Source organism: Paenibacillus sp. FSL H8-0079, assembly GCF_037991315.1.
Lineage (GTDB): Bacteria > Bacillota > Bacilli > Paenibacillales > Paenibacillaceae > Paenibacillus.
Window position 1 is genome coordinate 628,618 of sequence record NZ_CP150300.1, and the last position, 18,650, is coordinate 647,267.

The following is an 18,650-nucleotide window of genomic DNA, read 5'->3' on the forward strand; positions in this document are numbered from 1 at the left end:
TTTTGCATGGAGCTTGTTCTTTGAAAACTAGATATCGAAACGAAACAAACGCGAATTAGAACATTCCTTTAAGCTGATCTTGTGTAAACAAGTGAAGTGTTTTTATAAGGTAGATTGCACGTACGATGGTATCGAATGGGAGCGACTTTTGGCTTTGCGCAAGCAAAACAAGGGAAGCGAGCAGTCGAAACCGGAGCACGAGGTTAAGCTACTAAGAGCACACGGAGGATGCCTAGGCGCTAGGAGCCGATGAAGGACGTGGCGAACAACGAAACTGCCTCGGGGAGCTGTAAGCAAGCTTTGATCCGGGGGTGTCCGAATGGGGAAACCCAGCTGGGGTAATTTCCAGTTACTCATAACTGAATACATAGGTTATGCAGAGGCATACCAGGGGAACTGAAACATCTAAGTACCCTGAGGAAGAGAAAACAATAGTGATTCCGTCAGTAGCGGCGAGCGAACGCGGAGAAGCCCAAACCAAAGAGCTTGCTCTTTGGGGTTGTGGGACGTCTCACATGGAGTTACAAAGGAACCGGTTAAGCGAAGAGGTCTGGAAAGGCCCGCCAAAGAAGGTAAAAGCCCTGTAGTTGAAAGTCGGTTCCCTCCGAGACGGATCCCGAGTAGTGCGGGGCACGTGAAACCCCGTATGAATCCGGCAGGACCATCTGCCAAGGCTAAATACTTCCTAGCGACCGATAGTGAAGCAGTACCGTGAGGGAAAGGTGAAAAGCACCCCGGAAGGGGAGTGAAATAGAACCTGAAACCGTGTGCTTACAAAAAGTCAGAGCCCGTTTTAGGGGTGATGGCGTGCCTTTTGTAGAATGAACCGGCGAGTTACGTTCCCGTGCAAGGTTAAGGTGAAGAGCCGGAGCCGCAGCGAAAGCGAGTCTGAATAGGGCGACTTAGTACGTGGACGTAGACCCGAAACCGGGTGATCTACCCCTGTCCAGGGTGAAGGTGCGGTAACACGCACTGGAGGCCCGAACCCACGCATGTTGAAAAATGCGGGGATGAGGTGGGGGTAGCGGAGAAATTCCAATCGAACTCGGAGATAGCTGGTTCTCCCCGAAATAGCTTTAGGGCTAGCCTCGGAAAACAGAGTCGTGGAGGTAGAGCACTGATTGGGTGCGGGGCCCGCAAGGGTTACCAAGCTCAGTCAAACTCCGAATGCCATAGACTTACTTCCGGGAGTCAGACAGTGAGTGCTAAGATCCATTGTCAAAAGGGAAACAGCCCAGACCATCAGCTAAGGTCCCCAAGTGTGTGTTAAGTGGAAAAGGATGTGGAGTTGCACAGACAACCAGGATGTTGGCTTAGAAGCAGCCACCATTGAAAGAGTGCGTAATAGCTCACTGGTCGAGTGACTCTGCGCCGAAAATGTAACGGGGCTAAACACACCACCGAAGCTATGGCTTGATGCTTTGCATCAGGGGTAGGGGAGCGTTGTATAAGGGTTGAAGGTGTACCGTAAGGAGCGCTGGACATTATACAAGTGAGAATGCCGGTATGAGTAACGAAAAGATCAGTGAGAATCTGATCCGCCGAAAGCCTAAGGGTTCCTGAGGAAGGCTCGTCCGCTCAGGGTAAGTCGGGACCTAAGGCGAGGCCGAAAGGCGTAGTCGAAGGACAACAGGTCGAAATTCCTGTACCACCGTAAGCCGTTATGAGCAATGGGGGGACGCAGTAGGGTAGTGACGCGGACTGATGGATGTCCGTCTAAGCAGTGAGGCTGATGTGTAGGCAAATCCGCACATTGTAAGGCTGAGCTGTGATGGGGAGCGAAAATTGTAGTAGCGAAGGTCATGATCTCACACTGCCAAGAAAAGCCTCTAGCCAGGTGATGGTGCCCGTACCGCAAACCGACACAGGTAGGCGAGAAGAGTATTCTAAGGCGCGCGGAAGAACTCTCGTTAAGGAACTCGGCAAAATGACCCCGTAACTTCGGGAGAAGGGGTGCCCCGGTAGTGTGAATAGCACGAGGGGGCCGCAGTGAAAAGGCCCAAGCGACTGTTTAGCAAAAACACAGGTCTGTGCGAAGCCGTAAGGCGAAGTATACGGGCTGACGCCTGCCCGGTGCTGGAAGGTTAAGGGGAGTGGTTAGGAGCAATCCGAAGCTGTGAACCGAAGCCCCAGTAAACGGCGGCCGTAACTATAACGGTCCTAAGGTAGCGAAATTCCTTGTCAGGTAAATTCTGACCCGCACGAATGGCGTAACGACTTGGGCGCTGTCTCAACGAGAGATCCGGTGAAATTTTAATACCTGTGAAGATGCAGGTTACCCGCGACAAGACGGAAAGACCCCATGGAGCTTTACTGCAGCTTGATATTGAATTTGGGTACGATCTGTACAGGATAGGTGGGAGCCTTTGAAGCATGAGCGCCAGCTTGTGTGGAGGCAACGTTGGGATACCACCCTGATCGTATCTAGGTTCTAACCTAGTACCGTAATCCGGTACGGGGACAGTGTCAGGTGGGCAGTTTGACTGGGGCGGTCGCCTCCTAAAGAGTAACGGAGGCGCCCAAAGGTTCCCTCAGAATGGTTGGAAATCATTCGAAGAGTGCAAAGGCATAAGGGAGCTTGACTGCGAGACCTACAAGTCGAGCAGGGACGAAAGTCGGGCTTAGTGATCCGGTGGTACCGCATGGAAGGGCCATCGCTCAACGGATAAAAGCTACCCTGGGGATAACAGGCTTATCTCCCCCAAGAGTCCACATCGACGGGGAGGTTTGGCACCTCGATGTCGGCTCATCGCATCCTGGGGCTGAAGTAGGTCCCAAGGGTTGGGCTGTTCGCCCATTAAAGCGGTACGCGAGCTGGGTTCAGAACGTCGTGAGACAGTTCGGTCCCTATCTGTCGTGGGCGTAGGAAATTTGAGAGGAGCTGTCCTTAGTACGAGAGGACCGGGATGGACGTACCGCTGGTGTACCAGTTGTTCCGCCAGGAGCACCGCTGGGTAGCTATGTACGGACGGGATAAACGCTGAAAGCATCTAAGCGTGAAGCCCCCCTCAAGATGAGATTTCCCAGTATGTAAGACCCCTTGAAGACGACGAGGTAGATAGGCTGGGGGTGGAAGTGCAGCAATGCATGGAGCTGACCAGTACTAATCGGTCGAGGGCTTATCCAATTAGCAAGTTGTAATTCGCATGTTTCGTTTCGAATCTAGTTTTCAGAGAACAACAACTCTGAAATGTAAGCACCGCGTTTGGTGGCGATAGCGGAGGGGTTCCACACGTACCCATCCCGAACACGACCGTTAAGCCCTCTAGCGCCGATGGTACTTGGACCGCAGGGTCCTGGGAGAGTAGGACGCCGCCAAGCAATATAAAGACACACTTGATGATATCGAGTGTGTCTTTTTGTGTTATTATTTTACACTGGAAAACAACTAACTTTATAGATGAGACGAAAATAAGATCCTTCACTTATTATGAAGACTTTCAATATTATTGATCAGACTATTAATGCTGGTATGTATATTTCCATCTATTCGACTTCCAGCACTTGGTTTCGTTCAGCAACCTTTCAGTTGAATTTAACGTACACTTCAGTGGATTAGGGTATAGTGAAGCGAAGTAAAGAGGAGGAGAACCGCAATGAATATATCTTCTGCATCCAGTTCCACTACATCTTACATATCGACATCTTCGAGTTCAGACAATTCAAGTAGCTTGGAGAAACAAAAGACGAAGCTTGAGGCTCAATTGGAGAAAGTGCAATCCAGCAAGGACGATGAGAAGACCAAGGAGACTAAGACCAAACAGCTTGAACAGCAGATCAAGCAGATTGAGGCACAGATTGCACAGCAAAGCGCTCAAGGAGCCGGTACAACTGCTACGAAGGAAGCGCCACCTGTCCAACCACCATCCAATGGAATGGGCGTAGCTACCCCTAAGGAGATTGCAAACGCAACAACAGACAGCAATGGTCGATTTGATATACGTATCTAATTACATCTAATTTAGGATAAAATAAAAGCCCCGACCGATCTATATTGATCGTGCAGGGCTTTTGTTTATTTGTTTGTTAGATTTATTTATGAGGTCTACCTACATTCTATCTACGTTCCAATTATTTGCTATCTGATGCCGTTACGATCTGTTAACGTTACTCAGACTGCAACGCGTGTATTCGATCCGTTAGGGATCGTTTTCTATAGTACAAGGCTATAGTTGCGAGAACCAGCATTTCGGACAGCGGTACAGCAAGCCATACACCCGTGATACCAAAGAAGGAAGGGAGGATCGCAATCAACGCAATCATGATGATCATTTCACGCGCAGCTGTAATCCAGATGGCCATTTTGGCATTACCTACAGATTGGAAATAGGTGCTCATGACAAAGTTAACACCCATAAACACATAGGCAAATGTAAATATACGTAATCCGTAGACGGCATTATCTGTTACGCCGGTACTGAAGTTTCCAAAGATTTGCACGAAGTAAGGTGCACCAATTTGAACAACAATCAGTAATAGTAGACCGCATGCCAGAGCCGTTTTAGTAGCTAAACGTATCGTTTGTTGTACCCGTTGAATCTGATTGGCACCGTGATAATAGCTGATCAGAGGTTGGGCAGCAGACGCCAGACCCAGGAACGCTAACAGTACCACACCATGAATATAGTTCAACACGGTAAAGGATGCTACACCATCGGTACCCGCAATGCGGTCCATGGAGATATTGTGAGAGACAGAGAAGACCGACATGCCGAGTTCAGCCAGAAAGCTGGGGAAACCAATGAGTAGCAGGGAAGCCAGCAATTTGTTGTTCCATTTGAACCGGGTGAACGTGAGATTATTTGTCTTTTTGAAAAAGTGAGTGAACAGGACAAGTAGCGCCAGAGATGCCGACACGATTGTACCTAGGGCAACACCGCGTACACCCCATTCGAGTACATATAATGTTATATAATTGATGATGATATTGGCTACAGCAAACGTAATCTGAGCGTACATGGATGTGTTGGGATTCCCATCGTTCCGAACAAAAACAGAGAGTGCATTCTCAATGGTGAAGACGAACCCGAACAACAACATGATATTCATATAGTCCGAAGCAAACGGGAAGGTCTCGGCGTTGGCACCGAGGGAGTATACCAGCTTGTCTTTGAATGTAAAAGCAACATATCCAATGGCCATCGTAACGAGCATAATGAGCATAATAGATTTGGTGAAAATTTGTTTGGCTGTTGTGATATCTTTTCTACCCATAGCGTTGGAGTACAGGGTTGCCCCGCCCATACCAATCCACAGCGACATGGCAACAAAAAGCGTGTAGACAGGTGAGGCAATGCCGATCCCGGCCATCGCGGTAGAACCCAGTTTGTGTCCAACCATAATGCCGTCGATAATAAAATTAAAAGCAACTACCAGCATCCCCAATACGGAAGGCACGAGGTAGCTCATAAAAGCTTTACCTACAGATTGCCCTTCCAATGGATGCGTCCAATTCGTATTCATAATGACCTCCGTTAGTAAACTGAATGTTCATTCTGTATTTAATAATACTGAACGTTCGTTCTGTATGATAACACGGCTTGAATTCGCTTGGCAACTTTTGCGTTTAAATATCGTTTATGTGGTAGAGTAGGTGGATATTTATAAGGCGGGAGGAATCTCTTAATGAAACAAAATAAATACGATGAAGCTGAGTTTTTCCACAACTACAGTAAGATGGCTCGTTCCGTTCAAGGGTTGGATGCAGCCGGGGAGTGGCATGAATTACAGACCTTGTTGCCTGATTTGAAGGACAAGCGTGTGCTGGATATGGGATGTGGTTTTGGTTGGCACTGCCGGTATGCGCGTGAACAACAAGCGAGTTCAGTTATTGGTGTAGATCTGTCTGAAAATATGCTCCAGCGTGCTCGTGAAATGACGGACGACCCACAGATCCAGTACAATCAACTGGCGATTGAAGATATTGATTTTGCAGCTGGACAATTTGATGTTGTGATCAGTTCGCTGGCTTTGCATTATATTGAACGGTTAGACACGGTGTACGCCAAAATCAATGACTGTCTTGTCCAAGGAGGCACGTTTGTCCTTTCCTCTGAACATCCCATCTTCACCGCTCGTGCTGCGCAGGATTGGCATTACGGACCCGAAGGTGAGATCCTGCACTGGCCCGTGGATGATTATCATGAGGAAGGGAAGCGTGTGGCAAACTTTCTGAATCAGGACGTAGTCAAATATCATCGTACACTGGCAACACATCTCAATGAACTGATTAAGGCAGGGTTTTCCATTCAACAGGTATCTGAATCCAAGCCATCGCTGGAGATGATCGAACAGGTTCCAGGCATGAGAGACGAGAACCGGAGACCAATGTTTCTGATGATTGCTGCGGTGAAAGTATAACGATGAAAATGATTCGTTAGACCAGAGGGCAGAAAGAAACTGTTGAAGTGGAGCGTTCGCCTAAAAGCTTGCTGATAGAGATTACTAACTACGTAAACTTGAAGGAAAACAGCGTGTTCAGCGATGTAGAACATGCTGTTTTTTATTTTGCTACAATAATAAGAAATAATGTCCAAAATAGGGAACTAAACCACATTAGACTCAGTCATATTAAATGAGGTGAACAACAGTTGGATTATCAATTTCTGGCACAGGCTCAGACGATCGACAATTACACACTTAGCAGCATGATGGATGACTACGGAAATGACGTATGGAATTACGCTTATTTTCTAACTAAAAGTGCCGAACAGGCAGATGACTTGTCACAGGAGGTATTTAGCCGAGCGTATTCGGGGATCGCTCATTATCGGGGAGAGTGCTCATTGAAGACGTGGCTACTGACAATTACTAGGAACACGACTTTTACATATCGAAAATCCAGATTTTTTCGCAGCAGTCTGTGGGGAGAGACATTATCTATTGAGACAGAGCGGGGGCTTTCGGGCCAGAGAGTCATGGTTCCATCTCAGTCTGCTCATCCTTCGGCAGAGATGGAAGTGATGCGCAAGGAGCATGTCCATGAAATCTGGGATATTGTTCTGGCGTTGCCGAAGAAATTCCGGGAGATTCTTTTGCTGAATCTGAAGTATGAGCTTACGACAAGTGAGATTGCAGAGATGTTGAAAATCAGCTTAGGCACAGTGAAATCCAGACTATCCCGAGGTAAGGATAAGGTACGGAAACATTGGGAGGAGCGAAGCGAATGAGACACAAGGATGAGCAATGGGAAAAGGAAATCCGGAAGGGACCGTTTGATTCGACTCCTTTTACAGAGGATCACAAGCGGAATGTGCTTCAACAGGTGGAGTGGATGAAGAAGTCGGAAGTTGGAAGCAAGGGAGATAGGTCAGAAGGCATTTCCAGGTTGTCTAGACCGCAAGTAGGCAACGTTTCACACAAGCGTCGCTCTAAAAGAGGGCCTCTTGTTGCAGGTACGGGTGCGTTGGTTATTGCTGCTGGATTGTTCCTATGGAGCTGGGATGATGGACAGCTGGTGAAACCTGTGATCGAACAGGTCTATCCGACGGCAGCGTTACAGTTGTCCGATGATCTGAGCGTCAATCTACTAACGGATAAGATGAAAAGGAATGTTGCGACTACCATGCGAGACGATTTGGGTAAACAGCTGAAGATTACGAAAGTGGAAGACTTGCCTGTGTCCGGCAGAATATATGTAGAGGCTGGAAATGAAAGTGAGAAGGAGTACGCGCAGATATGGCTCGATGCGACAACAGGCAATCTGCGTGAAGTACAGATGAGACGTGAGATGCAGCCGAACGAGCTAGAGCACCGTTATCTGCGTCAAGTTCCATCGCTTTTGCAAAGTATAGGCAGCACTCCAACGCTTAAACCTGCATCAGCACGACGTTATGTGAGTATGAAGCAAGGGGAAACGGGGCCGATATCGCATACGACATTATGGTTAGAAAATGAGACTGGCTATGGGGAGATCATATGGGAGCAGGATAAAACTGTTTCGATCACGGGCGAATTGAGACCAGATCAGATATCCCACACCTCGATGAAAGATGCCAAGATAGCTGTTGAAGCCTTGTCTGGAAAATCAACTTCAACTGCAAAAAGTATGATTCGCACAAAAGATAATGAGCTTGGTAAGGATACCATTTTTATTAGATTTGAAAATAACTACTTTGTGCAGATGACCGAAGGAAAAGAGGGCTTGGGCTACACTGTTGGTGATGCCAATTATTATAAGCAAGACTTTGCAGACTGGGAAGAAATAGAGGCTTACCATGAGAATTTATATAATATAGAGGAGTCTCTGCTGAGAGAAAAAGTGGAACCCATCATTAAAATAATATTTAAAGTGAATCTTCAAGCGTATAAACTTCATCGTAATCCTGACCATCCAGGAATGGTCACATTTGAACTGGAGTCGAGCACGGATGTTTTTCAGGTTGAATACAGGGAAGATGGACGGATCAAGATGATTACCAGAGGTGAGCTATAGGGCTTGATCTTATGTGTTACAATTTACTTTATAGATGGAACGCGCATAAGGAGATAATGATGAAATATTTGGTGAGTTCATGTCTGGCGGGGGTAGCCTGCCGTTACAATGGAACAGCGAGCCTGGATGACAAGATTCAGGAACTTGTGGAGCAGGAGCAAGCGAAGATGGTGTGTCCGGAATTGCTCGGTGGATTTTCCACACCCCGTGAACCAGCTGAGATTATCGGTGGAACGGGCAAAGATGTGCTGGCAGGCACGGCGAAAGTGATCGAGAAAAGTGGCAAGGACGTCACAGAGCTGTATATCAAGGGAGCCTATCAGACATTGGAATGGGCCAAAAAACTGAATGTGTCGTGTGTTGTGTTGAAGGAGTTCAGTCCGTCCTGTGGCACGAAAACTATTTACGATGGAAACTTTGCCAATCACAAAGTACAGGGTGAAGGTGTCACTTCCGCACTGCTTCAGCAAGAAGGATATACCGTCATTTCGGAAAAAGAATTCATGGAACAATTGTAAATTCCCTGTGTAAAAATATGCCGTCTAGGAGAGAATGTATGATCCTGCAGCGGCTATTTTCCTTGTAAGGATGCAATACTTACTTTTAGAAACTGAGAAACAATAATGTGCGACACTAACGATTGAACATACAATAATACTATAAAGAGAAGGACGTGGAGATTCATGGAAGATAAAACACAGGCAAAGAAAAAGGAAGATATCTTGAAGGCATATCATTTCCGGCATGCAACGAAGATCTTCGATGATACTCGCAAAATTGCGGATGAGGATTTCCAATTTATACTGGAAACAGGTAGATTATCTCCAAGTTCCATTGGGTTTGAGCCATGGAAATTCTTGATTGTTCAAAATTCGGATCTGCGCAAACGTCTGTCTGAATTCTCGTCTGGCGCTCAAAAGCAATTGGCAACGGCAAGCCACTTTGTTATTATTTTGGCCCGGTCGGACGCCAGTTTTAATTCCCCCTATGCCGAATACATGCTGAAAGAGATTAAGGAAATGCCGGATGACGTATTTGAGCTAACAAGTGCGGCATATGGAAAGTTCCAAAATAACCAGAGAATTCTGGAGAATCCGCGATCACTATTCGACTGGGCATCCAAACAGACGTATATTGCACTCGGCAATATGATGACGGCAGCAGCTCAGATCGAAATTGATTCCTGTCCGATCGAAGGTTTTAGCCGTGAGGATGTCCATCGTATGTTGGAAGAAGAGGGTTTACTGGAGGATGGCGCATGGGACGTCTCGGTGATGGCAGCCTTCGGTTATCGGGCAGAGGAACCCAAACGTGAGAAATCCCGACAATCTGTTGAAAAAATCACCCAATGGATTAACTAAAATTAGTATGAATCCAACAACCGTGATCTAACCTTACAGGAATAGAACCAGATCGAAACAGCCCGATATTTTCCACATTAAAAGGATGGAAAGGGCTGTTTTTGTTTATTTAAAAAAGCACTTGAAATTACATAGATGTCTATGTATAATAAGGTCATGCCAAAATACAACGCAATTGCACTGATTGCAAGAATCAGAGATCATGTCAACAAACGGATTGTTCACGAATTGGAACAGCATGAAGTGACAGGCATTGTCCCATCTCATGGGGATGTATTAATGTTTTTGTACCGGGAAGAGACGCTCTCGATCAAGATGCTGGCGGAACGCGTTCAACGCACGCAACCAACAGTAACTGTACTGGTCAATAAGCTGGAGAAGCTTGGATATGTCGAGCGCAGTAAGAGTGCCGAAGATAGCCGAGTGACGATGATTCGCCTTACCGAACAGGGGAAGCGGCTTGAACCGATATTCCATCAGGTATCAGAGCAGATTAATGACATCATCTATAGCGGTCTGTCCGATGAACAGTCGGAGCAATTGGAGAGCTTGCTATCCATTATTGTCCGAAAGTTATAATGAATGAACTCTTCTGTCTGCAACCCTTCCAGATTTGACTAAGGTGGAGGCAGAGGAGCCCAAATATTTTTTTGCCCATATACATAGATATCTATGTATGCGGGAACGTATCAAAGTAACCCCATTTTCGCAACCTAACTCAAACCAAACCTGGAGGGATTAACACTATGAAACACCTTATCGTATATGCTCACCCGCACACAGACAGCTTCAATAACGCAATCCTCAATACTGCTGTAGAAGCTCTCGAAGCTCAAGGCCATGAAGTGGTCGTTCGTGACTTGTACAAACTTGGATTCCAACCGGTACTGACTGAAGCTGACACAGCTTCCATGCGTGCAGGACAGACACCACAGGATATCGCTACAGAGCAACAGTTTGTTACGGATGCAGAAGCCATTACATTCATCTATCCGATCTGGTGGACAGGTCTTCCTGCCATTCTGAAAGGGTATGTTGACCGTGTATTCGCCTATGGTTTTGCTTATGTAGCGGGTGAAGCGGGAATCGAGAAATTGCTGACAGGCAAAAAAGGCCTCATCATTAATACACATGGTACTCCTAGTGAAATCTACGATCAGATTGGCATGACTGCTGGTTTGAAAGTAACCTCAGACGTAGGTATCTTCAACTTTGTAGGCATTGAAGCCGTAGATCATCTGCTCTTTGGAAGTATTGGATACCTGGATGCACCAGCATATCAAGCGATGTTGGATCAGGTTAAACAAACGGTTACGACCAAATTCTAATATGGATTTGGATTCGCTATAAGAATTCCATATGATACCAGACCGACTCGATTATGAGTCGGTTTGTTTGTTCATGTGTTTGCAAAATGGATGAAAGGGGGTATAATCGTACCCATGGAACCTATACTTATATTCAAAGCATTATCGAACGAGACACGTAGACAAATCTTGTTGTGGCTCAAAAACCCGGAGCAACACTTCCCACCGCTGGAACTATCTCAGCATCCGGATGGTGGCAAGAACGGAATCTGTGTTGGCACGATTCAAATGAAGGCTGGACTGGCTCAGTCGGTTATATCCAGTTATCTGCTGACCATGCTCAAAGCAGGGTTACTGCTCTCCGAGCGAAGAGGACAATGGACGTATTATCGGCGCAACGAAGAGACGATCCGTCAGTTTGCCGAGTACGTGCAGAACGAGTTATAAGCCGGATGCCGGAACGGAAGCTAGGATGCACATGCAGGCAAGGATTCCGTCCGGATGTAAACGGCTATTTTATGATCACATTTTATCCAGTCGCGATTTAATTAATCTATATATCTGGATATACAAAAATATAATCATCGAGGAGATTAAACAATAATGACTACAGAAAATACGGCTTCATCCCATAAAGAACATATTCATGACGTTAAGCTTTCCATCCTGGATCTGGCTCCTGTCGTAGTGGGTGCAACACCTTCTGATGCTTTGCGCAACAGTTTGGATCTGGCACAGCATGCAGAGCGTTGGGGATATCACCGTTATTGGGTAGCTGAACATCACAACATGCCGGGTATTGCCTCTTCCGCAACTTCGGTTGTTATTGGATATCTGGCTGGTGGAACCAAGACGATTCGTCTTGGTTCAGGAGGCATCATGTTGCCCAACCATGCACCGTTAGTTATCGCAGAGCAGTTCGGTACATTAGAGTCCCTGTATCCAGGCAGAATTGATCTCGGACTGGGTCGGGCACCAGGCAGTGACCGCCGTACATCGCTGGCGCTGCGCAAAGATCTGAACAGCGGAGAAGATTTCCCGGAACTGCTGGCAGAACTCAGAGCATACTTTGATGCTTCGGCGACATCGTATCACGCGCCTGTTCGCGCTGTACCGGGAGAAGGACTGAATATTCCGATTTACCTGCTGGGTTCCAGTGATTTCAGCGCACGTCTGGCGGGTCAGCTGGGATTGCCATTTGCTTTTGCCAGCCACTTCTCGCCCGATTACACCCGAATTGCACTAGAAACATATCGAAATAACTTCCAACCATCTGACAGCTTGAAGGAGCCGCATGTGATTGTGGGTGTTAACGCTGTTGTTGCGGATACAGACGAGGAAGCAGCATGGCTGGGTACAACGATGCAACAGCAGTTCCTGAACATTATTCGCGGCACAACCGGATTGGTACAGCCTCCGGCAGAGATGGAAGGCAAATGGACGGACCGCGAGAAGGCGGGTGTTGAGCAGACGCTGAAAGCAGCTGTTAACGGTTCACCAGAAACGGTACGTGGACAGCTGGAATCCTTCATTCGGCAGACGCAGGCAGATGAGCTGATTATTACGTCGATGATCTATGATCATAAGGCACGTCTGCACTCCTATGAATTGATCGCACAATTGGCGGGAAAAGCTTAATCTTCATTTTCAGCGTAAAAGCTGGTTTGATGGTAAGCTTATAGCTACAAATTAACGGTTCGTCTCCCAGTGAGGCGAGCCGTTTTTGAATAGGGAGAATTTGCAAATGATTGGTGTGGGGCAGAAGACTCATTTTGGGGTAAAATGACTTTACCGGGTTAATTTGAAACGGTTAAACAGCACCATACGTATAAATCCAGAGTGTTATACATATGTTGGCTTGTACAAGGTAATTTTTTTACATGCAAGGGGCATTCATCTAGAGTTATAGTTTAGTTTTGATTAAGGGTACATGAGAGAGGACGACACGCCTATGGAGCAACCTGAGCAATCCCGCGTTTGGCCGGATCGGTTCAAGCGATTTTTTCTTAACAACAAGTTTGTCCTATTTCTGCTAATTCTGTTGCTGGTAGGACTGAATGTGATGGTTCTGACCAAAGTATCTTTTGTTCTTCATCCGCTTGCAGTACTCATCAAGACCATTGTGCTACCTATTATTCTGTCGGGCATACTCTACTACCTGCTCAATCCGATTGTGGATGTGATGGAAAGGTGGAAAATCAAGCGAGGCTGGTCCATTCTGATCCTGTATCTAGCGATTGGAGGCATTCTGACCGTCGTAGTGCTGGCAGTCATTCCAGTGCTTCGCAATCAGATTATGGGGCTTATCGCGAATTTCCCAACGTACAGTGAGACGGTAAGACAGCAATTTGAGGAATTGACGGGTAGTCAGCTGTTTGGTCAGGTCCAGGAAACGCTCAACATGAACTGGCAGGATCTGTGGAGAACAGCTTCCCAGAAGGCTGCGGAAATTCTTGACTCAACCTGGAGCACATTGGGTGGGTTCCTTGGAGCTTTCACTGAGATCGTACTGTCCATCGTAACGGTTCCGTTCATTCTGTTCTATCTGCTGAAAGACGGCAAGAAGCTGCCATCGAAAATTCTGTCTTTCCTGCCGATTAAGAGCCGTACGGGTGCAATGCATGTGCTGGAAGACATCAATCATCAGATCAGTTCATTCATTCGTGGACAGATTATCGTCAGCTTCTGCATCGGTATTCTGCTCTACATCGGTTATATGATCATTGGTCTGGATTACGCGCTGATTCTTGCCATCATTGCATCGTTCACGAGTGTTGTTCCGTATCTGGGACCTGCAATTGCGATTACCCCTGCGTTGATCGTGGCTCTCGTTACTTCACCGGTGATGCTGCTGAAGATGGTTGCTGTATGGACAATCGTGCAGTTAATTGAAGGTAAATTCATCTCGCCACAGATCATGGGTAAAACGCTGAAGATTCATCCCATCACGATTATCTTTGTCATTCTGACTTCGGGTAATCTGTTTGGAGTCGTGGGCATTCTGCTTGCTGTTCCAGGATACGCGGTGCTGAAAGTATGTGTATCGCATATCTTCAACTGGTTCAAGGACAGATCTGGCCTGTACGATCCGAACAAGAACAATCTTTTGTAATGGAGTGGCAAGCACCAATTGATCGGTAATCAGAAGGAGTAGTTACTTTATATCCATCCTGTAAAAAACGGTATCCTTACCAAGAAGAACCCCCGTCCATCGGCATATAGCCGAGAGGCGGGGGTTCTTCTTCATGAACAAGCTTGGCTGCTGCCTAGCTGTGTTTAATATGCTGGAGCGTTTGCAGGAAGATCTGCTCAATATGAGTATCGTCAAGAGAGTAATACACGGTCTTGCCTTCCTTGCGCCGCTTGACGATCCGCATGTTGCGGAGTGAGCGTAGCTGGTGTGAAATGGCCGATTGACCCATATCCAGCAAAACCGTCAGGTCATGAACACATAATTCCTTCTGTAACAGCGCATCAATAATACGTAGACGTGTTGGATCACTGAATGCCTTAAACCAATCCGCCATCTCGGTAGAGGTCTCCCGATCTATGAGTGAAGTGCGAATCGTCTGCACGTCGGCTTCAGTACCCGAGCAGGCTGCATCACATTCGCTTGGTGCTTTAACCGGTTGTTCCATTTCCTATCACCGCCTATGTTAACAACTATAGCTCTATTATATCCAAAACCCGCCTAAAGCGAAATGATTACTATTAGCATAATCTGTATGAAAAATCAACAACGATTGTTGACACTCATGTTTAGGCGCGCATATAATAGGGGTAACCAAACATATGAATGATTGCTCATATATTGAATGTAATTGAATAATAACATCGTTTTCGTACTGCAAAGGGGAGAATTCACATGGGAACCGGACAGGAACAGGTGAAAAGGGAACTGCTGCTTGATGGATTGGATTGTGCGAACTGCGCATTAAAGATTGAAAATGGCGTCAAAAAAATTAAAGGCATCAGCGAATGCTCTGTCAATTTCGTTACCAAAACGTTATCGATGCACACCACTTCCGATATGGATGAGCAGGTAGTGGAAGAAGCCAAACGCAAAGTGCTGCGGCTAGAGCCGCATATACGCATCTCGGAAAAAGGAAAACATGTGAACGGACATGTGCACACTCATACAGGGAGTGCAGCTGGCACGCATAACCACAGTCATGACCATGCAGGACATCATCATGGACATTCACATGGCAAACACTCGCATACACATGATCACTCAGATTCAGAGGGACACACACATGGTCATGTGCATGAGCACGGAAGTCATGCTGGGCATGATCATAGCCATACGCATGATCATGATGCTCATGCAGGCCATTCGCATGAACACGGTGCTGGACAGACGAAAGTATTACTTGCTCGTCTTGCTGCTGGTTCTGTGTTGCTCGCAGCTGCCATCTGGTCGCCGCTGGAGGGTTGGGTGCAATTTGCTCTCTATGCGCTCGCGTATCTGATCGCCGGGGGAGATATTGTGCTTCAGGCGTCCAAAAACATCATTCGCGGCCAAGTGTTCGATGAATACTTCCTGATGTCCGTGGCTACCTTAGGTGCCTTTGCTATTGGAGAGTATCCGGAAGGGGTAGCCGTCATGCTCTTCTATCAGCTCGGGGAGCTGTTTCAGGGTATGGCGGTTAATCGATCACGCAAATCCATTCAGGCGCTCATGGACATTCGCCCGGATTACGCGAATATTCTGACGGGTTCGGGTGACGAAACCCGGCGTGTATCTCCTGAAGAAGTACAGATTGGTGATCGAATTGTGGTGAAAGCAGGCGAGCGAGTACCGCTGGACGGTATCGTAAGAACTGGACGTTCTATGGTGGACACTTCTGCTCTGACAGGGGAATCGGTACCTCGTGAGTTGGAGCCAGGTAGTGATGTACTAAGCGGTTTTGTGAACAAAAACGGTATGTTGACGATTGAAGTGACCAAAACGTTTGGTGAATCAACGGTATCCAAAATTTTGGATCTGGTGCAGAACGCGAGTAGCCGGAAGGCGAAAACAGAACATTTTATTAGTAAATTCGCTCGTTATTACACACCGGTTGTTGTTATCCTTGCTGCCTTGATTGCATTTGTTCCGCCGTTGATACTTAGTGGTGCAACATTTGCTGATTGGATCTATCGAGCCTTGGTCTTCCTGGTTATCTCATGCCCTTGTGCGCTTGTGGTCTCTATTCCACTTGGATTCTTTGGCGGCATCGGAGCGGCTTCACGTAACGGGATTCTCGTCAAAGGCAGTAACTACCTTGAAGCGTTGAACGATGTGAAAGTCGTTGTTTTCGATAAAACGGGTACACTAACCAAAGGTGTATTTAAAGTAACAGCCATACGTCCCGAAGGTGGACGTACGGAAGAAGAACTGATGAAGCTGGCGGCCATTGCCGAAGCGAATTCCAATCATCCGATTGCCGAATCCATTCGTACAGCTTGGGCCAAAGATATCCCAACGCAAGGTGTGGAGGGCTATGATGAAGTTGCCGGACACGGGATCAAGGTGAGCGTCGATGGTCAGGAAGTGCTTGCAGGCAACGCCAAACTAATGGAGCAGGCGGGTATATCGTATAGCACACCAGAGACGGTAGGAACGATAGTCCACGTTGCTCAGGCTGGGGCATATGTTGGTCATCTGATCATAGCCGATGAAGTGAAGGACGATGCAGCTGCTGCCATTCAAGCACTGAAGAGGCTCGGCATCCGCAAAACGGTCATGTTGACAGGTGATGCCAAAGCCGTGGGTGAAGCGGTAGGACGTGAGCTGGGTGTGGATGAGGTCTATGCTGAATTGCTGCCACAGGATAAAGTCGAACGTCTGGAACAACTGGAAGCTGCCAAATCTCCGAAGGAAAAAATGGTGTTTGTCGGTGACGGTATTAACGATACACCTGTGCTGGCACGCGCTGACGTGGGCGTAGCGATGGGTGGACTCGGTTCAGATGCCGCGATTGAAGCGGCTGATGTGGTCATCATGACAGATGAACCGTCAAAACTAGCCAGCGCAATCCGTATTGCGAAGCGGACACGAATGATTGTATGGCAAAATATTGCGTTCGCCCTAGGTGTTAAGGCGATCTTCCTGCTACTGGGTGTGTTCGGTATTGCCACCATGTGGGAAGCGGTATTCTCCGATGTCGGTGTTACGGTGCTGGCTGTTCTGAACGCCATGCGTGTACTTCGTGTGAAGAATATCTAAGTTTACGAAACGAATCAGGCGGCTCTTCGTATATACGTAGAGCCGTTTTTATATTTTTTCAAGGCATTATGTTGATGAGAAGTTATGTAGAGAAGGGGAGAACGTTTTGACAGGAGCAGTAGTGGGAATCATCATCGGGGTGTGTTATTTCATTCTGGGGTTAATGGTGTTCAAAAAACCACCGAAAATGATTAACGGAATATATGGGTACCGGACCCCGCGTGCAATGAGTAATCCCGAGCTATGGGACGAAGCGCAAAAGTATAGCGCCAATCTGATGATGCAGTTCGGTGTGATTATCACGATATTCGGCATTATTGGTTTCTGGCTTACAGATGTACGAGCTTTGGTTCTGAGTCTGGTTGCTACAGGATTCTATACGTTCAGACTATTTACCAGAGTGGAAGGCCGTTTGAAGCAAATGCAGCGTGCACAACAGCAACAGAATGAGCAGAACGCTTAAGGTAAGATTAGTGAATAGGTTTAGAGAAGAGGACTCGCGTGTGAAGCGGGTCTTTTTGTGTTGAAGATAGCGAATGGAAGGCGATGTTCAACTCGCTAAGACTTCATATATAAAATCTAACGTTGACGTTAACGTTAATATTATATATAATTATGTACATAACATTATGGAGATATAAAAAGAAGAAAGAGGTGAAGGAAATGAGTTTATATAAAATCGACGACGTAGCCAAGGAGTGCGGTTTGACCAAGCGAACCATTCGGTATTATGAAGAGATTGGTGTCATGCCTTCACCTCAGCGGACAGATGGCGGGACGCGGTTGTACACTCGGGAGGATATAGATTATCTAAAAAAGGTGGTTCGCGCCAAAGAGGTACTTGGATTCTCCCTTCAGGAGCTACATACCTATGTGGCAACGGCAGATGCACTGAACGAACAACGTTTTGACTACCAGCAGACGACCGAAGTAAGAGAACGGATCGAGAAGCTTACCGCGATGGAAACAACGCTGGATGGTCAGTTGCAACTGATTGAGCAGAAACTTCAGAGCATACATGCCGTACAGACTGAACTGGAAGAGCTGCGTGAACGCGTTCGGAGTGGTATTCAGAAGTTACAGGCACATGATCCGCAGGGTGATGAAGACGGCTAACCGAATTAGCATCTATTTTCAAATAAACAAAACTGTATACACATAATCGCTACATGGAGTGAGCACCATAGTACCTGTAGCGATCCTGTACAAACACCGGATGTTTCGGTGTCATTTGTGCCGTTTTGTTACCTCTAATTCTGAAAATGTATAGAATGTTTTCATTATTTTCACGGTCGTTTTCAAATATAAAGCTTAACCACATAAATTATTCACAGGAG

General features: G+C 46.8%; 16 protein-coding genes and 2 rRNA genes. 16 read left to right on the forward strand and 2 right to left on the reverse strand.

Translation table 11 applies throughout. The features are described 5' to 3' along the window. Nucleotides 1-201: 201 nt before the first annotated feature. The 3 genes from MHI06_RS02945 (at nt 202) to MHI06_RS02955 (ending at nt 3,950) form a co-directional block, all read left to right on the forward strand. Nucleotides 202-3,127, forward strand: a 23S ribosomal RNA gene (locus MHI06_RS02945). A gap of 77 nt (nt 3,128-3,204) precedes the next feature. After that, nucleotides 3,205-3,321, forward strand: a 5S ribosomal RNA gene (rrf, locus tag MHI06_RS02950). Nucleotides 3,322-3,596: 275 nt separating this feature from the next. Then, nucleotides 3,597-3,950, forward strand: a complete 354-nt coding sequence (locus MHI06_RS02955) for a FlxA-like family protein (protein WP_340400356.1) — start codon at nt 3,597-3,599, stop codon at nt 3,948-3,950. 157 nt (nt 3,951-4,107) lie between these two features. On the opposite strand, the gene MHI06_RS02960 is transcribed toward MHI06_RS02955, so the two are convergent. Next, nucleotides 4,108-5,463 carry an MATE family efflux transporter gene (locus MHI06_RS02960; protein ID WP_340400357.1) on the reverse strand — a complete coding sequence of 452 codons (1,356 nt, stop codon included), beginning with the start codon at nt 5,461-5,463 and terminating at the stop codon, nt 4,108-4,110. A gap of 162 nt (nt 5,464-5,625) precedes the next feature. Between MHI06_RS02960 and MHI06_RS02965 the strand changes: the two genes are divergently transcribed. The 10 genes from MHI06_RS02965 to MHI06_RS03010 all read left to right on the forward strand — a co-directional run bounded on the left by MHI06_RS02965 (nt 5,626) and on the right by MHI06_RS03010 (nt 14,214). Next, complete coding sequence (locus tag MHI06_RS02965; RefSeq protein ID WP_340400358.1) at nt 5,626-6,360, forward strand: class I SAM-dependent methyltransferase; 735 nt, start codon at nt 5,626-5,628, stop codon at nt 6,358-6,360. A 230-nt stretch (nt 6,361-6,590) separates the two neighbouring features. Further along, a complete protein-coding gene (locus MHI06_RS02970; protein ID WP_340400359.1) occupies nt 6,591-7,169 on the forward strand; it encodes a sigma-70 family RNA polymerase sigma factor in 579 nt (192 codons plus the stop codon). Beyond that, entirely contained in the window at nt 7,166-8,434 is a 1,269-nt protein-coding gene (locus tag MHI06_RS02975) for a hypothetical protein (protein ID WP_340400360.1), read from the forward strand. Before MHI06_RS02970 ends, MHI06_RS02975 begins: the two co-directional genes overlap by 4 nt. A 59-nt stretch (nt 8,435-8,493) precedes the next feature. Continuing rightward, complete coding sequence (locus MHI06_RS02980) at nt 8,494-8,952, forward strand: DUF523 domain-containing protein (protein WP_340402043.1); 459 nt, start codon at nt 8,494-8,496, stop codon at nt 8,950-8,952. A gap of 165 nt (nt 8,953-9,117) precedes the next feature. Beyond that, nucleotides 9,118-9,795, forward strand: coding sequence for an NAD(P)H-dependent oxidoreductase (locus tag MHI06_RS02985; protein ID WP_340400361.1), 678 nt, complete (start codon nt 9,118-9,120; stop codon nt 9,793-9,795). 135 nt (nt 9,796-9,930) lie between these two features. Next, the gene (locus MHI06_RS02990) at nt 9,931-10,374 is read left to right on the forward strand and encodes a MarR family transcriptional regulator (protein WP_340400362.1); all 444 of its coding nucleotides are present in this window, start codon (nt 9,931-9,933) and stop codon (nt 10,372-10,374) included. Between the two features lie 167 nt (nt 10,375-10,541). Further along, nucleotides 10,542-11,123, forward strand: a complete 582-nt coding sequence (locus tag MHI06_RS02995) for an NAD(P)H-dependent oxidoreductase (protein ID WP_340400363.1) — start codon at nt 10,542-10,544, stop codon at nt 11,121-11,123. A gap of 114 nt (nt 11,124-11,237) precedes the next feature. After that, nucleotides 11,238-11,549, forward strand: coding sequence for a helix-turn-helix transcriptional regulator (locus MHI06_RS03000; RefSeq protein WP_062837657.1), 312 nt, complete (start codon nt 11,238-11,240; stop codon nt 11,547-11,549). A 156-nt stretch (nt 11,550-11,705) separates the two neighbouring features. After that, nucleotides 11,706-12,740: an LLM class flavin-dependent oxidoreductase gene (locus tag MHI06_RS03005; RefSeq protein WP_340400365.1), complete on the forward strand. Its 1,035-nt coding sequence runs from the start codon at nt 11,706-11,708 to the stop codon at nt 12,738-12,740. Nucleotides 12,741-13,053: 313 nt separating this feature from the next. Continuing rightward, a complete protein-coding gene (locus MHI06_RS03010) occupies nt 13,054-14,214 on the forward strand; it encodes an AI-2E family transporter (protein WP_169482783.1) in 1,161 nt (386 codons plus the stop codon). Between the two features lie 154 nt (nt 14,215-14,368). Here MHI06_RS03010 and MHI06_RS03015 read toward each other — a convergent pair whose 3' ends face one another. After that, on the reverse strand, nt 14,369-14,740 hold the full coding sequence (locus MHI06_RS03015) for a metalloregulator ArsR/SmtB family transcription factor (protein WP_169482782.1): 372 nt from the start codon (nt 14,738-14,740) through the stop codon (nt 14,369-14,371). 227 nt (nt 14,741-14,967) lie between these two features. Here MHI06_RS03015 and MHI06_RS03020 point away from each other — a divergent pair, with 227 nt between their 5' ends. The 3 genes from MHI06_RS03020 (at nt 14,968) to MHI06_RS03030 (ending at nt 18,429) form a co-directional block, all read left to right on the forward strand. Next, entirely contained in the window at nt 14,968-17,313 is a 2,346-nt protein-coding gene (locus MHI06_RS03020) for a heavy metal translocating P-type ATPase (protein ID WP_340400366.1), read from the forward strand. Between the two features lie 106 nt (nt 17,314-17,419). Beyond that, on the forward strand, nt 17,420-17,776 hold the full coding sequence (locus tag MHI06_RS03025) for an SdpI family protein (RefSeq protein ID WP_062837654.1): 357 nt from the start codon (nt 17,420-17,422) through the stop codon (nt 17,774-17,776). Nucleotides 17,777-17,976: 200 nt separating this feature from the next. Continuing rightward, nucleotides 17,977-18,429, forward strand: a complete 453-nt coding sequence (locus tag MHI06_RS03030; RefSeq protein WP_101315043.1) for a MerR family transcriptional regulator — start codon at nt 17,977-17,979, stop codon at nt 18,427-18,429. The last annotated feature ends 221 nt before the right edge of the window (nt 18,430-18,650 follow it).

Coding starts and splice junctions, on each gene's coding strand:
- MHI06_RS02965 (WP_340400358.1), top strand. CDS start 5,626: ATGAAACAAAATAAATACGATGAAGCTGAGTTTTTCCACAACTACAGT.
- MHI06_RS02955 (WP_340400356.1), top strand. CDS start 3,597: ATGAATATATCTTCTGCATCCAGTTCCACTACATCTTACATATCGACA.
- MHI06_RS03015 (WP_169482782.1), bottom strand. CDS start 14,740: ATGGAACAACCGGTTAAAGCACCAAGCGAATGTGATGCAGCCTGCTCG.
- MHI06_RS03005 (WP_340400365.1), top strand. CDS start 11,706: ATGACTACAGAAAATACGGCTTCATCCCATAAAGAACATATTCATGAC.
- MHI06_RS02990 (WP_340400362.1), top strand. CDS start 9,931: ATGTCTATGTATAATAAGGTCATGCCAAAATACAACGCAATTGCACTG.
- MHI06_RS02975 (WP_340400360.1), top strand. CDS start 7,166: ATGAGACACAAGGATGAGCAATGGGAAAAGGAAATCCGGAAGGGACCG.
- MHI06_RS03010 (WP_169482783.1), top strand. CDS start 13,054: ATGGAGCAACCTGAGCAATCCCGCGTTTGGCCGGATCGGTTCAAGCGA.
- MHI06_RS03030 (WP_101315043.1), top strand. CDS start 17,977: ATGAGTTTATATAAAATCGACGACGTAGCCAAGGAGTGCGGTTTGACC.
- MHI06_RS02995 (WP_340400363.1), top strand. CDS start 10,542: ATGAAACACCTTATCGTATATGCTCACCCGCACACAGACAGCTTCAAT.
- MHI06_RS03000 (WP_062837657.1), top strand. CDS start 11,238: ATGGAACCTATACTTATATTCAAAGCATTATCGAACGAGACACGTAGA.
- MHI06_RS03020 (WP_340400366.1), top strand. CDS start 14,968: ATGGGAACCGGACAGGAACAGGTGAAAAGGGAACTGCTGCTTGATGGA.
- MHI06_RS02980 (WP_340402043.1), top strand. CDS start 8,494: ATGAAATATTTGGTGAGTTCATGTCTGGCGGGGGTAGCCTGCCGTTAC.
- MHI06_RS02985 (WP_340400361.1), top strand. CDS start 9,118: ATGGAAGATAAAACACAGGCAAAGAAAAAGGAAGATATCTTGAAGGCA.
- MHI06_RS02960 (WP_340400357.1), bottom strand. CDS start 5,463: ATGAATACGAATTGGACGCATCCATTGGAAGGGCAATCTGTAGGTAAA.